We start from the raw sequence: 15,040 nt of genomic DNA on the forward strand, positions 1-15,040 counted from the left end.
AAGGAGGATTGATGATGGCATCCTTTCATGGAACGAGAATAAACCCGGATAAATTTCACCGCAGCCAATTAAAGTTCTATCTGTTTCTGATCCCCCTGGCCTCGTTTATGGCTATGCCTATTATTTATATTATCTTTCATGCGTTTAAGCCGATAGATGAATTATTTGCTTACCCGCCCCGGTTTTTCGTTCAAAAGCCAACGTTTCAGAACTTCATAGATCTGGTCAATAACACAAATGCAACAGGCGTGCCCATGTCGAGGTATTTGTTTAACAGTATTGTGATAACCGTCGCTGTAGTGCTGCTGACAGTGCTGATCAGTACGATGGCCGGCTATGTACTGTCAAAGAAACAGTTCAAATTAAAGAAAACAATGTTTGAAATCAATACGCTTGCCCTGATGTTTGTGCCGGCAGCTGTTGCGATTCCCCGTTATCTTTTAATCGATGAAGTGGGACTGTTAGATACATTCTGGGCTCACATTTTTCCGCTTCTGGCAATGCCCGTCGGCCTGTTTCTGGTAAAGCAGTTCATAGATCAAATACCAAATGAACTGATTGAAGCCGCTCAGATCGACGGAGCATCTGATTATCGTATTTTCTTACAGATTATTATTCCTCTGGTAAAACCTGCGATTGCCACAATCGCTATTCTGTCTTTCCAGATGGTATGGAATAATGCGGAAACCTCCACCTTGTATGTGGACAATGAAAACCTTAAGACATTTGCCTTTTATATGTCTACGCTGGCAGTACAGTCAGAAGGAAATACTGTAGCGGGACAAGGGATGGCGGCAGCTGCAGCACTGATTATGTTTATTCCGAACCTTATTATTTTCATGATTTTACAGAGTAAAGTGATGAATACAATGGCACACTCAGGTATTAAGTAACGCAAGGGGGAAAGGGAAATGAGGAAAGCCTTCATCATCATGTTCTGCCTTTGTTTTTTCGTATTGCTTCCCGCACATTCCTCTGCATCCGTTTCTGTCCCGTACAAGACAGAAACCTTGTCAGCTGACGGAGAGATCATTGAGACACAAACCGCTTATGTTCCCCTTGGAATCTTTCAAAATGACATTGATATCGTTAGTCCGGAAGATTTGTTTATAGATGAAGATGATCACATCTTTGTTGCTGATTCGGGTACACAGACCGTTGTGAAATTCGATCAGCAGGGAAATGTGCAGCAAAGCTTTGGCGAAGGAATCCTTCAACAGCCGCTCAGTGTCTATGTAGATCATGAACAAGATGTCTATGTAGCCGACTACGCTCAGGAAATGGTGTATCGATTCAGTGAAGACGGTGACTTACTCGAGGAGTACGGGAGACCGGAATCCCCTCTCTTTGGAGCACGTTCCCCATATAAGCCGCAAAAGGTATCTGTTGACCGGCGCGGGAACATCTACATTGTGGGAGAAGGGTCAACGAACGGAATTATTCAACTCAACCAGGACGGTGCATTCCTGGGGTATTACGGGGTGAACCACTCACGTCAGACGGTTCTGAACTTCTTTCAGGACCTTGTAACAACCGAAAGGCAGAGGGAAAGACTTTTCAGCAGGGTGCCTCCTGCACCTACGAATATCTCCATTGATGAGCAGGGACTTGTTTATACAGTTACTTCTGGTACAGATTTTGAAGTCATTCGAAAGCTGAACATTGCCGGAGCCAATATGCTGCCGCCGGAAGTTTCAACTGTCACCAATCTGAGAGATATAGATGTAGGCCCTATCGGTAATATTTACACAGTAGGCAACGACGGAAAAATATATGAATATGACAGGTATGGTAACCTCCTGTTTATGTTTGGGGGGAGAGACGACGGTACAAGCCGGAACGGATTATTTATGCAGCCGACAAGTATTGCAGTAGATAATGTAGGAAGGCTGTACGTGAGTGACCGGGAGCAGGGGGATATTCAGATTCTGGAGCCGACAGAATTCACTTCCATGCTGCATCAAGGTTTGGCCCTGTATGCAGAAGGGTTTTATTTGGAAAGTGAAGAGTACTGGAATGACATTTTAAAGCTGAACTCGTCATTCGGCCTGGCACACTCGGCTATGGGAGAGGTTTACTTTAAGCAGCAGCATTATAATGAAGCTGTTGAGGAGTTCAGGCTTGCAGAAAACAGGGAAGGGTATTCTCTGGCATTTTGGGAGATCCGTCATGAATGGATGCAAAGCAACCTGGCTGCAGTATTTGCCCTTCTGCTGGCTGTATTTGGTGTAAAAATGGCAGTCAATTATGCAGATAAAAAGAGAAATATTCTCCAGCCGGTAAGAAAAAGCTGGACGAAGATAAAGGCCAGGAAGCTTGTAAGAGAGCTGCTCTTTTTGTTCAGGTTTCTCCGGCACCCGATCGACAGCTTTTATTATTTAAAAGAGTACGAGAGAGTGTCTGTTTTATCAGCAACTATTCTCTATGCTGTGCTCTTTTTACAATACATGTTCATGCTTTACTGGACCGGGTTTATTTTCTCGGATCAGAGAGTAACGGAACTCAATCTGTTTTTGGAAATGGGAACAGTGTTCCTTCCAATTTTTCTATTTATTGTAACAAACTATCTGGTGAGTACGATTAATGATGGTGAGGGAAGGTTGAGGGATATATACATTGGGACCATTTATTCTTTGGCCCCGGTACTTGTCCTGCTTGTTCCAATTACCCTTATCTCAAATGTCTTAACCTATAATGAAGCATTTGTTTATACATTTTCGACTCAGATTATGATTGTCTGGTCCTTAGTCATCCTGTTCATGATGATCAGGGAAGTTCATGACTTTACGTTTTTCGGGACGATTAGAAATATTCTTGTGACACTGTTTGGCATGTTTATTATGATTCTGGTGTTCTTTGTCCTGTATATCCTGCTGGACCAGGTGCTTGAATTTATTATTACGATTACTCAGGAGGTGATTCATCGTGTATAAGAAATGGCTGGTCTTTTTACTCGTCATGATTCTTCCCGTCCCGGTCATTGCAACAGCTCTTTCCGATGATGAAGCCGACCCTGACACTGAATTGACTGAAATTCAAGCAGAGCTTGCAGAACAGTCATTCAAATACAGAAGCAACCAGTTCACTCAGCCTGAAGCCGGTGAAGGAGAAAGTGCCGAAGTGGATACATCTGCTGATGGGTTTGAACAAGTCGCTGAAAATGAAAATCTGTCCCTGTTTGTCAACGACGAATCTCTTGCGTTAAAAATTATGGATAACCGTACGGGTTATATGTGGAACTCAGGTCTTGACAGTAACAAAGAGTACAACCTGAACGATACATGGATGAACATGGCTCAGTCAGCCATTACAATAGACTACCTTGATCAGAATGAGAATTCAAGCACAACAAACATTCTTTCAGATGAAGCGTCAATTGATATACAAAGCCAGGAGGACGGATTCACTGCTGAGGTTGACTTTAGTGAGATCGGTATTTCATTGGAATTGAGTGTTCGCCTTGGAGAAGATTCCATCGATGTTCATATACCGGAAAGCGGGATTACTGAAAGTGAAACAGGCAGGCTTGTTTCACTCAGGCTCTACCCATTTCTTGGGGCTGTCGAGGGAAATGATATCGACGGGTACATGTTTATTCCTGATGGAAGCGGTGCGCTTGTCAGGTTTAATGAAGGAAACAGAGGTGCGAGATCTTCATACCAGGCTTCGATTTATGGTGAAGATGAAGGGTTTAAACGTACGTACGAAGATGGAAAAACAGAAACCAATCCAGTGCAAAACGTAACCCTTCCCGTTTACGGCATTGTTCACGAAGCAAATCAAAATGCTATCTTTACCATCATTGAAGAAGGAAAATACAACAGTGATATCATCGCCTATCCCTCAGGCGTCTCTACTGATTTTAACTGGATGACGACTCAGTACAATTACAGGTATCAGTATTATCAGCCGACGAGTCAGGCTATGAGTGGCTACAATACCTATCAGGAAGAAAAAAACACATTCGATATTAAAGAAAAAACTGTCTTTCTGATAGAAGAAGAAGCCAATTATGTAGGAATGGCCAATTATTACCAGGGTTTTTTGGCAGATAAAGGTGATCTTTCGATAGCGGATCAGCAGGCAGACATCCGCCTTGAATTTTTAGGCGGAGAAGTGAAACGCGGTCTTTTATGGGATTCCGTTGTTCCAATGACAGAGGTTAGCGAACTGCCGGGGATGATCGAAAGTCTTAATCAGCAGAGCGTGGACAATATGCAAGTAGTCCTTCGTGGATGGTCCAAAGGCGGCCTGACCGGGTCTCTCCCCCGGAAGTTTCCGTTTGAAAGCAAAGTCGGGAGTGGTTCAGACTTCGAAGAGACCATTCAGCATTTTCAGGACCAGGGTCTTCCGTTGTACTTCCATACAGATTATACGAAAGCCTATGATGGGGCTTCAGGCTATGGCGGAAGGTCAGATGTAGCGAGGAAGATCAACGCTGAAACCATGGGAGGATCGACATTTGACCGCGACTTCTACTTTTTAAGTCCAACGGTATCAAGAGAACACGCCCAACAGGATGCAGCCGATTTTGCAGATCACCAGATTTCACATCTGGCTGTAGGAACAAGCGCCGGTACACTTTTTTCAGATTTCAATACGAACCGGATTATGAATCGGGAAGGTATGGCCGAAGAATACGATGACATATTTGGAGAATTGGGCAGTAATCTCGATTCGCTTTCTTTCTACCAGCCTAATGATTATATGTGGTCGCATATGGACAGGTATCTTGATGTACCTATGTATTCGTCAAACTACAGCTTTGTGACTGATACAGTTCCATTTATCCAGATTGTCCTGAGAGGATACATTCCTTATTATGCTCCTTATTCAAACTTTTTCTATAACCAGGATGAAGAAGTGCTGAGAATGATTGAATACGGTGCCTATCCTTCCTTTTACTTAACAAAAGAGCCGTCTCATTTATTGAGGGATACACCTTCAAGAGACTTATATACTTCAGAATTTTCCGTTTGGGAAAGTGAGATTGTCAGACAGTATGAGCTTGTTCAAGAGAGTCTGGGACGTGTTGAAGGTGAGACAATTGTCAGCCGGGATGTCCATGATTACGGAGTAGTGGAAGTAACGTATTCAAACGGAATTTCCATTCTCGTCAATTATACAAGTGAAGCTTACACAGTAGACGGTCACGAAGTTGAAGCCACGGCATTTAAAGTTTTGGACAGAGGGGAGTAGCTTAAGATGAAGCTAACGATGAAGAAAAAAAACCAATTGATCGGCTACGCCTTTATATCACCATGGATCATCGGCTTTGTTCTGCTGACAGCTTTCCCTTTGCTCTATTCTTTGTTTTTGAGCTTTCAGGATGTAAGGGTAACAACGAATGGCATCCAAACTGATTTTGTAGGTTTAAACAACTACGAGATTGCCTTTGGTGTAGATACTCTTTTTACACAGTACCTGCTGACGTTTATACAGGAGCTGGTACTGTCTGTTCCGATAATTATTGTATTCTCGTTAATTATTGCTCTTTTACTGAACCAGCAAATCAGGTTTAAAGGTTTTTTCAGGACCATTTTTTTCCTGCCGGTTATCATTGCCAGCGGCCCTGTTATTAATGAGCTGATGGAGCAAGGTGTGACGTCGATTCCCTCCATTGAGCAGTATGCTCTTTTCCAGGCGATCATGACCAGCACAGACAGCTTTGTTAATACGTTCCTTATTTACCTGATGAATAATTTGATTGTCATTCTGTGGTTTTCGGGTGTACAGATCTTAATTTTTCTGGCTGCGTTGCAGAAAATCGATAAGCAGGTCTATGAAGCAGCCAAAATTGATGGTGCATCAAATTGGGAATGTTTTTGGAAAGTAACACTGCCGAGCCTGTTTCCGATGGTCGTGGTCAATACGATTTACACCATCGTGATGTTCTCCATCTTTGCGTTAAATCCGGTCATCGACCATATTCAAAGCAATATGTTTGATATCAGTACCGGGCTTGGCTACGCATCGGCACTATCGTGGATTTATTTCCTGATTATTGCTCTGGCACTAACAGTAAGCGTCGGTCTTATGACAGTAAGGGGAAGTAAAAAATATGCATAAAAGGAGGGCTTGTATATGGAAGGGCGTCTATCAATTGAACAAAAGAAAAAGCTGAAGGCACGTGTGAATAAATCAAAGCGGTTTTTGTTCGGAATGCAGGGGAAGGAAGGCGTGCTGTTAAAAACGTTTGTCTATGTTTTACTGATTTGTATCGGTTTTGTCTACCTGTATCCTTTGATTTACATGGTCTCATTCAGTTTTAAATCACTGGAGGATCTGTTAAGTCCACTCGTAAACTGGATTCCCTCTCAGTTTTACTTTGATAATTATTTGCGGGCAAATAATGTCTTAAGCTTTCTGCCAACGTTAATGCAATCCTTTTATGTAACTGTACTGCCAGCTCTCGCGCAGACGGCCGTTGCCGGAGTAATCGGATATGGGTTTGCAAGGTTTGACTTTCCGTTAAAGCGGACGTTGTTTGTTCTGGTACTCGCCACATTTGTCGTTCCCCCTCAGGTAACGATGATTCCCAGATATGTATTCTTCAATGAGCTTGGACTCCTTGGTAATATTCAAGCCTTTCTGATCCCTGCAGTTCTCGGCCAAGGCTTAAACAGTGCCATCTTTATATTGATTTTTTATCAATTCTTTAAAATGATACCTAAATCTCTTGAGGAAGCTGCCCAGCTTGATGGGGCAGGTGTGGTACGCGTTTTCACAACAATTGCTATCCCGATGGCGGTTCCGGCAATTATTATTTCCTTCTTGTTTTCATTTGTCTGGTATTGGAATGAAACCTATCTGGCCTCTCTTTATTTTGGAAACCAGCTGTCAACGCTGCCCCTTGAACTTCAGAGGTTTGTAGCTACTTTTAATCAGCTCTATTCAGGAAACGATAGCGGAGCAAATTCCATAAACGAAGGTGTGAGAATGGCAGGAACGGTACTATCCATTTTACCTCTTCTTCTTGTATACTTCCTTACCCAGAAATGGTTCGTCGAAGGTGTGGATCGATCGGGAATTACCGGAGAATAGCGGCCTTAAAAAACAGCAATCGCTTCATTTTTGCCAAATCGATTGCTGTTTTTTTCAAAATGGGATGAAACGTTTCAATCCGATCTGAAGTACAGCAGTCCTCCTGACCATTAAGCAGACAGGAGAGAAAGATAGAATCAGTTAATAGAAAGAGGAGGTAATGAAGGTGCAGGTGAAAATGGAAAACCAGAAGTTTGTTATTAATGGAGAGGACGTTTTCCTTTATGGAGGCGAATTGCATTACTTTCGTGTTCCTAAAGACGAATGGAAGGACAGGCTTATAAAAATTAAGGAATCCGGCTGCAACCTTGTGAGCACATATGTTCCATGGGTATGGCACGAACCACGGGAGGGAGAAGTCGACCTGACAGGCGGTACCAGAGGGGAGCGGGATCTGAAAGGCTTTCTTGCCCTGGTCAGGGAAATGGGGCTTTATTGTATCGTCCGCCCCGGGCCCTATGTAATGGCTGAAGTACGCTATCACGGAATTCCTGCCTGGCTCCTTGATAATTATCCTGAGGTCGTTGCAAAAAACCGTGAGGGAAAAGAACATCCCACAAGTGTTGTGTCGTACAGGCATCCTGTGTTTTTAGAAAAAACGAAAAAATGGTATGAAGCGGTGAATGAAGTCATCGCTCCTCAGCAGATTGAGTATGGCGGACCTGTTATTATGTATCAATTATGCAATGAAATCGGGATGTTTCATTGGGTGACAAACACGTCAGACTTTAATGAAGAAGTGTTGGACAAGTTCACTGACTATCTGTCAGGCCAGTACGGCACGATCGAATCCTTTAACCAAAAATACAATATAAACGAAGCTTCCTTCTCTGATTTTGTATCCGTTTTCAAAGAGGGACTGCCATCTGAATATCCGTCATTTCATTTCGAATGGAGTGAATTTCGAAGAGTTTACATCCGGGATTATGTAGGGGATTTGAGATCCTTTGCCAAAGACACGGGCATCACAGTTCCATTCATTATTAATGTGCACGGCTTTAAAGATTATTCCATTTACAGTCGAGGCGTTGATTACCCGATCGGACTGTCACAGCTATATTTAACATCTGAATTTAATGATGTCGTTATTGCAGGAGACTTTTATCCGGGGCATATCGGATATGATAATTATCATGATCTCGTCCTGGCAACAACGTTTACGAGAGCCATTTCCCGGAAAAACCAGCCTGTCTTTTCTGCTGAGTTTCAGTCAGGCCGTTTAGCTGACAGACCCCGCCTTTACCCTCAGGACCTGGATTTAAACACACGTACGTGCGTCGCTCACGGGATGAATGCCTTGAACTATTACATGTTTGCCGGTGGTGAAAATTATGAAAATATCGGACTTTTCGGCAGACGGCATGAATGGCAGGCCCCGATTGATTCAAAAGGAAACCTGAGACCAAACTATGAGAAGGCCCGCCACTTAGGTGAGATGTTCCGCACAATAGGTTCAAGACTGCTGGATTCTACTAAGAAAGTGCACACGTATGTAGGATTTAATCCTGATGATTATATGACAGAAGTGGTGGATAAGCGAGATGAGGCATTCATTGGTGACATCGTTGGTAAACGTGAGCAGGCGTCATTTGATGGTGTGTTGAGACTTCTCACGGCTGCCAATATCCATTTTGAAGCGGTGAACCTTAAAGCAAAACTCAATCCAGTTAACATTCCTTCTCTCTGGGTTTTTTCAACGGCCATCATGAAAGAAAAACTTCAAAGGAACCTAAGTGAATATGTAAAGGAAGGTGGAAAGCTTGTTCTTTACCCCGAGATTCCTTATAAGGATGAAAACGGAAATCTGTGCCGTCTTCTGGCAGATGAACTTGAACTCGGGACTTGGGAGGTAATAGGAGGGCGTCCGGATTATGCCGATGTAATGTCGATGGATGCGGTGAATATCAGGCAGCGGCTTCACTTCCAAAGCTTTGATGGGAAGCCTCTGGCTCGATTCAGCAGAACTGGAAACGAGGAAGTAGCAGCTTATGTAAAACAGTACGAAAAAGGTGAAATTCTCGTCCTTGGACTGACGATGGGACATGATTATGCGTATCAACTGGACGTCATAAAAGAGCTTGCTGAAACGCTGGGGATTAAGGGTCATCTTCATGCAGAGAACGAAAATATCTCTTTAGTGGAGCGGTCCAATGGGAGAGAATCATTCCTGTTTGTGAGCAATTATGATGAAGTGGAACAAGGAACGGTTATTTATGAAGAAGGCAGACCTGCTCTGGATGGAGAAGAAATTATTCTTCCACCAAGGTCATCCGTGATGGTTATAAGAGATTATGAGATTGCAAAAGGGTTGTCAGTTGTTTTCTCAACATTAGAATGGACAAAACTTGAGCAAACGGAAGATCAAGTCACCTTTACGTTAAACCCAGTCGGGAGGGGCGGTATGGTAAAACTGAAAACAGACGGTCAATGGAATACAGAGCATAATGAAGCAACAGATGCGGATACAATCAAAATTAAGTCTGCTGATAAACCAGTGACGATTGTTTTAAAGAAACAATCATTATGAACAGATAGATAGTACTGTATCGGTTACCAGTCAGCCAAACACGGCCTGCAGAGCAGAACATTGAAAACCACTTTAATTAATCATCCTGACAATTCGAGAGGTGAATGAGTAATGATCGAGATTAAAAACAAACAGATTATCATTGATGGGAAACCGGAACTTCTTATGTGCGGCGAAATACATTATTTCCGCCTTGACCGGGAAGAGTGGCAGGATCGAATTGATAAGTTGAAAGCAGCTGGATGTAACGCAGTCGCAACTTACGTACCCTGGCTCTGTCATGAGCCAGAGGAAGGCCGTATCGATCTCGAAGGGAAAACAAGGCCTGAACTTGATTTAACAGGGTTTATTGATCTCTGTGCTGAGAATGATCTTTACTTCTTTTTAAGACCTGGTCCCTTTATTATGGCTGAAATGAAAAACGAAGGCATTCCCCATTGGGTGATTGATAAGCATCCTGAAATTGTTCCTCTTACTTGGAATGGAGGAAAGACCAGAGCGAAAACACTGGATTACACAGCTCCCGCTTTTTTACTGGAAACGAAGAAATGGTATGCTGCCGTTATGAAAGTGGCTGCAACACGGTTACATACCAATGGCGGTAACATTATAGCTGTTCAGCTTGACAATGAAATTGGCATGCTTTCCTGGGTGAGTAACAGTCCGGATTTGACAGACAACGTACTTCAGGATTTTTCAGGCTGGCTGAAAGAACGGTACACCCCTGAGGAGATACTGGTACGTTATCCTTTCGACCTGGACGATGAAGAAGAAAGAAAAGCAGGCATCCGTTCACCGGATGAAGCTTACAGTGCCGAGCTTCATTATGATCTTGGTTACTTTATGAGGTTCCGCTTTGCCCGTTATGTAGCTATCCTCAGAGAGTTTTCGGAGGAATTTGGTGTATCTGATATTCCATTTGTGGTAAACATCCACGGAACCGGCGGGGGAAGAGGTCTCATGTTCCCAATCGGCATCAGTCAGTTATACGAGTCTTACACCCAGGCTCCGGGCTACCTTTCAGGATCCGATATCTACTTTGGTGACCTAACGATGGAAACGTTCCAGGATTTGTATCTTATAAACGGGTTTATGGATGCTGTTCACAATAAGGACCAGCCCCTTACATCTGTTGAGTTTAACTGTGGGGACGGAAACTTCGGGAACAACTTCAGCGGACGGATGGATCCTTCTGCTTCAGATTTTAAAACGAGAATGTGCATCGCTCAGGGTAACCGTCTTTTAAACTACTACCTCTTTACCGGAGGAAGAAACTACCGGATGGAAAAATCGTATAACGATGGAAATGACAGAATTGCCCACACCGGAGAACGTCATGGCTTTGCCGCACCGGTCAGCCCTGAAGGAGAATTGAATTACACGTTCCCGAGAATGGCCAGGTCCATTCAGACAATGATGGCCGTTTCCAATAAGCTTGCGGTTATGAATGAGGAGCGTGACGACGTTGCCTTTGCCTTTATTCCTGATTATTACATGACTGAATCGCGGTATGACAACAGTGATAAAATGGCTGCCATTTACCAGAACATCCAGGTAAACCGGGCAGCCGGGGCGTGGGAAAACATGGCCCGGGCTATGCTGATCTCTGGATACAGATTTGGTTCAGTGGATATTCAGAATAAATCCATCACACCTGAAGATACCCCTGTCCTGGCTTTGGCTTCAGCTCGTTATTTACATGTTTCAGTTCAGAAAAAATTAGTGGACTACATTCAAAATGGTGGCGGACTGCTCCTTTATGGAGAGGTTCCGACTTATGATATGGAAGGAAACCCATGTACAATCCTCGCCGATGCAATTGGGATTCAATCAATCAAGAACACTAATGCAGACCTCGAATATAAATTGTCGGTTTATGCCGATGGGTGGGCGAAGCCAAGACCGGAAATACGCCTGCATAAAGCACAGACAATGGATGTTAGAGATGCAGAGCCGTTGTTTAAAGTCTATGGAACCGACGAGATCTGCGGTTTTGAAAAAAGTACAGGAAAAGGAAGAGTCGTTATTGTTTCCTGTGCTTATACATGTGACCCTGACTTTTTCAAAAAAGCACTGGAGAAGCTTGGCGCACGTGTATCTTTATCCCACGACTGCAAATACCATGGATTATTCATGACCTCTACAGCACATGATGGGGAAAAATTTATTCATATTCTTAACCTGGACGGCTTTGATAAAGAGTTCCATGTTTATGAAAACGGAAATGCACTGTTTGGTGGGTATAAGCTTCAGCTTCAGAGTAAAGACGGCGTCATGCTTCCGGTAAATGTTGCTTTTGATGAGGTAACGATTGCCTATTCGACTGCGGAAGTGATGAAAGCCGGACCTGGTTCTTTTGAGTTCCGTCTGACCCAGTCTGAAGATCGGATTGCATTTGTAACGACACGGGATGTTGCACCAAGTCAGGACTACCGTATTGAAAAAACAGGTGACAAAACAATAGTCATCTCCAACAAGCACGCAAAAGTAGACGATAAGCTTACAATTTCCTTCTATTAATATCCTTGTCTTTTTGAGGAGTGTGCAGGAAGAGTAACGATACAGATGAAGGAAGGAGAAGGTATTAGGATGGAACTGACTCGCACTTTTCAGAAAGCCGGTTACAAGCTGCCTTACTTGCTTCATTTGCCGGATGATGTCCAAGAAACGGATGAAAAGCTCCCGCTCATCCTTTTTCTTCACGGGGCAGGAGAACGGGGGACGGATATTAACCCCGTCAGAACCCACGGCATCTTTCAAAACCTGGATATGGCTGAGGATTTCATCATCGTGGCTCCTCAATGCAGCGAACAATCTTACTGGGTGAAAGAGATCGATGGATTATCAGCACTTTTGGATGATCTGGAAGTAAAATATCCGGTTGATCCCGACCGCGTATATCTGACAGGACTGAGTATGGGAGGAATCGGAGCTTGGCACCTTGCTTTGGAAAACCCGGACCGATTTGCAGCGATTGTCCCGGTCTGCGGCGGGCTTTCCGTACCCAGCTTCAGAAGGGAACAATTAGGTCTAACGTTTGATTCAAATGAATTGTTCAGCCGGTTGTCCGTTCTTACATCCACGTCTGTCTGGGCTTTTCACGGTGAAAAAGATGATGTTATACCAATGAATGAATCTGTCAATATGATTGCTTTTCTGCAAAAAGAAGGGGGGAAGGCAGCAATAACGGTCTACGAGAATGTTGGTCATGATTCCTGGGTGCAGGCGTACAGCAGCCCGGAGCTGTACAAGTGGCTGATCAGCAAGAAAAGGCACAACAAGTAGATTCAATGTTCAGCTGAAAATAATGATTGGGAAAGGGATGTTTCACAATATGGGACAAACCACTGATTTATACAAGGGTTTACCAGAGAATGTAAAGGCTTTTTTTGACAGGCAGTACGAAGATTCCTACAGGCTTCTGGATGCATCGCGTCATCCTCGTACAGGGTTGTATGCTGATGCCTATATGACTTTGGGTGACAATCCGGATCAACGGTGTTCGATAGCTGCTACAGGTGTGGGACTTATCGGACTCTGTTCCGCAGATTTGGAAGGATGGGATCCTGATGCACAAGAGAAGGCGGTCGTAACTTTGGAAGCATTGACGGGAAAGATTGATGGCTGCCGTCCGGCGAGAGAAGAGAATACAGGATTTTTTGCCCACTTTGTTGATATGGATACCGGGGCGAATCTAAACTCTGAAATGTCAACGATTGATACGTCTCTTGTGGTTGCAGGCGCCATGTTTGCAGGGGAACACTTTAAAGCTACTGCTCCGGAGATCAGTGAAATGGCAAATCAGCTGTTATCAGAAATTGACTGGAGCCAGGTGGTAGCTGACAAGGACAAAGGAATCATTAATATGGTCATCAAGGATGGAAAGGGGGCCCTCCCTCTAACTGCGTACAATGAATATGTTCTTACAGCCTGGCTTGCAAAGGTTGGCAACCCGGAAAATAAAGAAGTTCAGGAATTGTGGGAAAACACATTTTCTATAGACAAGATTACTGAGCTCCCGCAAATTCAATACCGAAATATCCAGGTTTTAACAGATGGGAAGGCAGAACATTTCTTATCTTCATTTGTCCATCAATTTCCGTTCTATTTAGTACCTGAATACGCAGAGAGTGACGTTTACCGCACATTCTATGAAAATGCCTGCATGGCAGACAGGTATAAATGGAAGGAATTAAATGATGTTCCTTCCTATGTATGGGGATATGGGGCAGGACCAAATGACGGTCTCCACGGAGGATATCATGCGGATAAAATTAATCAATCTCCGGGAAATGTTGCATCCGCTTACATTGTTGCCGGATTTCTCCCGGTTTACCCGGCAGGTATTCACGACCTGTACGCCTTGTATCGTCTCCAAATTCCTTATGATACCTATGTAAACAGAGGTGACGTAAAGGATGAAAACAAGTTCCGTGCTGCTTACCGGTACGGACTTCACAGGTATTCATGGTGGCACTTGGAACAGCCTGAACGCTGGTATCCCACAAAGGTTACGCTTATTGACTGGAGCTCGATGCTATACGGTCTGACCGCTTTTAAACGGGGGATGTCTTTCTTTACTGACCGTCTGAAGAGAAGCAGCAGGAATGCCTGAGTCAGTGGCAGTTAACAAATAAAGATACCTTCGTATTGGAGGCGTAACGATGGAAGTAAAAGTGATGTCATTTAATTTGCGGGTGGATATTCCCCAGGACGGAAAAAACGCCTGGTCCTCGCGTGCACCCGTAGTACCGGACCTCATCATGAAACATCAGCCGGCAGTCATAGGTACTCAGGAAGGCCTTAAGAGAATGGTTGAGTATATAGCGGGGCAGCTGTCTGATTACAGCTGGATCGGACAAGGCAGACAGGGCGGGGAAAAGGACGAGTTCTGTGCTATCTTTTATAATCACCGCATGCTTGAAGTGGCCGAATCAGGTCAATTCTGGCTGTCTGAGACTCCGAAAAAGCCAAACAGTGTCAGCTGGGAAAGCGACTACCCGAGAATATGCACCTGGGCCGTACTTCGTGTTAAAAGCAGCGGCTCGGTGTTTGCGGTATATAATACCCATCTCGACCATATCAGTCAGGAAGCCAGACAGAGAGGGATTCAGTTAATCGTTAAAAAGATAAATGAAGCAGCGGTTCAAAGGAACATTCCTTTTGTTTTGACTGGTGATTTTAACAGTCAGCCTGATAATCCGGTTATCCGGTATTTACGGGGCGAGGAGCCTCTCTATGGTGAAACGGCGGAATTGGTTGATTGCTTTACCGGAATGGGAAGTGAACCCGGAACAACCCTCCACAACTTTGAAGGGGGCAGCTCAGGTAAGCCGATTGATTATATCTTCAGTGGTAAGAATGCAAGAGTGATAAAAACAGAAGTAGACAGGTCTTCAATTAATGGTATCTATCCTTCCGATCACTACCCTGTTATTTCGACAGTAGAATTATAGAAAGGAATGATCG

Annotated in this window: 10 protein-coding genes; all 10 read left to right on the forward strand. The window is 43.9% G+C overall.

Annotated features, from left to right (window positions below; genetic code table 11):
* Positions 1-14 precede the first annotated feature (14 nt).
* The 10 genes from EBO34_RS00165 to EBO34_RS00210 all read left to right on the forward strand — a co-directional run bounded on the left by EBO34_RS00165 (position 15) and on the right by EBO34_RS00210 (position 15,027).
* Positions 15-893, forward strand: coding sequence for a carbohydrate ABC transporter permease (locus EBO34_RS00165; RefSeq protein ID WP_122895954.1), 879 nt, complete (start codon positions 15-17; stop codon positions 891-893).
* A gap of 18 nt (positions 894-911) precedes the next feature.
* Positions 912-2,933 carry a YIP1 family protein gene (locus EBO34_RS00170; protein WP_122895955.1) on the forward strand — a complete coding sequence of 674 codons (2,022 nt, stop codon included), beginning with the start codon at positions 912-914 and terminating at the stop codon, positions 2,931-2,933.
* Complete coding sequence (locus tag EBO34_RS00175; RefSeq protein WP_122895956.1) at positions 2,926-5,199, forward strand: DUF5696 domain-containing protein; 2,274 nt, start codon at positions 2,926-2,928, stop codon at positions 5,197-5,199. Before EBO34_RS00170 ends, EBO34_RS00175 begins: the two co-directional genes overlap by 8 nt.
* Before the next feature lie 6 nt (positions 5,200-5,205).
* Positions 5,206-6,069, forward strand: a complete 864-nt coding sequence (locus EBO34_RS00180; protein WP_122895957.1) for a carbohydrate ABC transporter permease — start codon at positions 5,206-5,208, stop codon at positions 6,067-6,069.
* A 15-nt stretch (positions 6,070-6,084) separates the two neighbouring features.
* Complete coding sequence (locus EBO34_RS00185; RefSeq protein WP_122895958.1) at positions 6,085-7,044, forward strand: carbohydrate ABC transporter permease; 960 nt, start codon at positions 6,085-6,087, stop codon at positions 7,042-7,044.
* A gap of 166 nt (positions 7,045-7,210) precedes the next feature.
* Positions 7,211-9,571, forward strand: coding sequence for a beta-galactosidase (locus EBO34_RS00190; RefSeq protein ID WP_122895959.1), 2,361 nt, complete (start codon positions 7,211-7,213; stop codon positions 9,569-9,571).
* 111 nt (positions 9,572-9,682) lie between these two features.
* Positions 9,683-12,091, forward strand: coding sequence for a beta-galactosidase (locus tag EBO34_RS00195; protein ID WP_122895960.1), 2,409 nt, complete (start codon positions 9,683-9,685; stop codon positions 12,089-12,091).
* Positions 12,092-12,160: 69 nt separating this feature from the next.
* On the forward strand, positions 12,161-12,856 hold the full coding sequence (locus EBO34_RS00200) for a carboxylesterase family protein (protein WP_122895961.1): 696 nt from the start codon (positions 12,161-12,163) through the stop codon (positions 12,854-12,856).
* A gap of 49 nt (positions 12,857-12,905) precedes the next feature.
* Positions 12,906-14,186, forward strand: a complete 1,281-nt coding sequence (locus EBO34_RS00205; protein WP_122895962.1) for a hypothetical protein — start codon at positions 12,906-12,908, stop codon at positions 14,184-14,186.
* Positions 14,187-14,235: 49 nt separating this feature from the next.
* Positions 14,236-15,027 (forward strand): endonuclease/exonuclease/phosphatase family protein, encoded by a 792-nt coding sequence (locus EBO34_RS00210; RefSeq protein WP_122895963.1) that lies wholly within the window; start codon positions 14,236-14,238, stop codon positions 15,025-15,027.
* Positions 15,028-15,040: the final 13 nt, after the last annotated feature.

The sequence above is a fragment of the Alteribacter keqinensis genome (genome assembly GCF_003710255.1).
GTDB classification, from domain to species: Bacteria; Bacillota; Bacilli; order Bacillales; family Salisediminibacteriaceae; genus Alteribacter; species Alteribacter keqinensis.

What these genes read in the sequence shown, in the direction of transcription:
- EBO34_RS00165 (WP_122895954.1), top strand. Translation starts at nt 15, where the DNA reads ATGGCATCCTTTCATGGAACGAGAATAAACCCGGATAAATTTCACCGC.
- EBO34_RS00170 (WP_122895955.1), top strand. Translation starts at nt 912, where the DNA reads ATGAGGAAAGCCTTCATCATCATGTTCTGCCTTTGTTTTTTCGTATTG.
- EBO34_RS00180 (WP_122895957.1), top strand. Translation starts at nt 5,206, where the DNA reads ATGAAGCTAACGATGAAGAAAAAAAACCAATTGATCGGCTACGCCTTT.
- EBO34_RS00185 (WP_122895958.1), top strand. Translation starts at nt 6,085, where the DNA reads ATGGAAGGGCGTCTATCAATTGAACAAAAGAAAAAGCTGAAGGCACGT.
- EBO34_RS00195 (WP_122895960.1), top strand. Translation starts at nt 9,683, where the DNA reads ATGATCGAGATTAAAAACAAACAGATTATCATTGATGGGAAACCGGAA.
- EBO34_RS00200 (WP_122895961.1), top strand. Translation starts at nt 12,161, where the DNA reads ATGGAACTGACTCGCACTTTTCAGAAAGCCGGTTACAAGCTGCCTTAC.
- EBO34_RS00205 (WP_122895962.1), top strand. Translation starts at nt 12,906, where the DNA reads ATGGGACAAACCACTGATTTATACAAGGGTTTACCAGAGAATGTAAAG.
- EBO34_RS00210 (WP_122895963.1), top strand. Translation starts at nt 14,236, where the DNA reads ATGGAAGTAAAAGTGATGTCATTTAATTTGCGGGTGGATATTCCCCAG.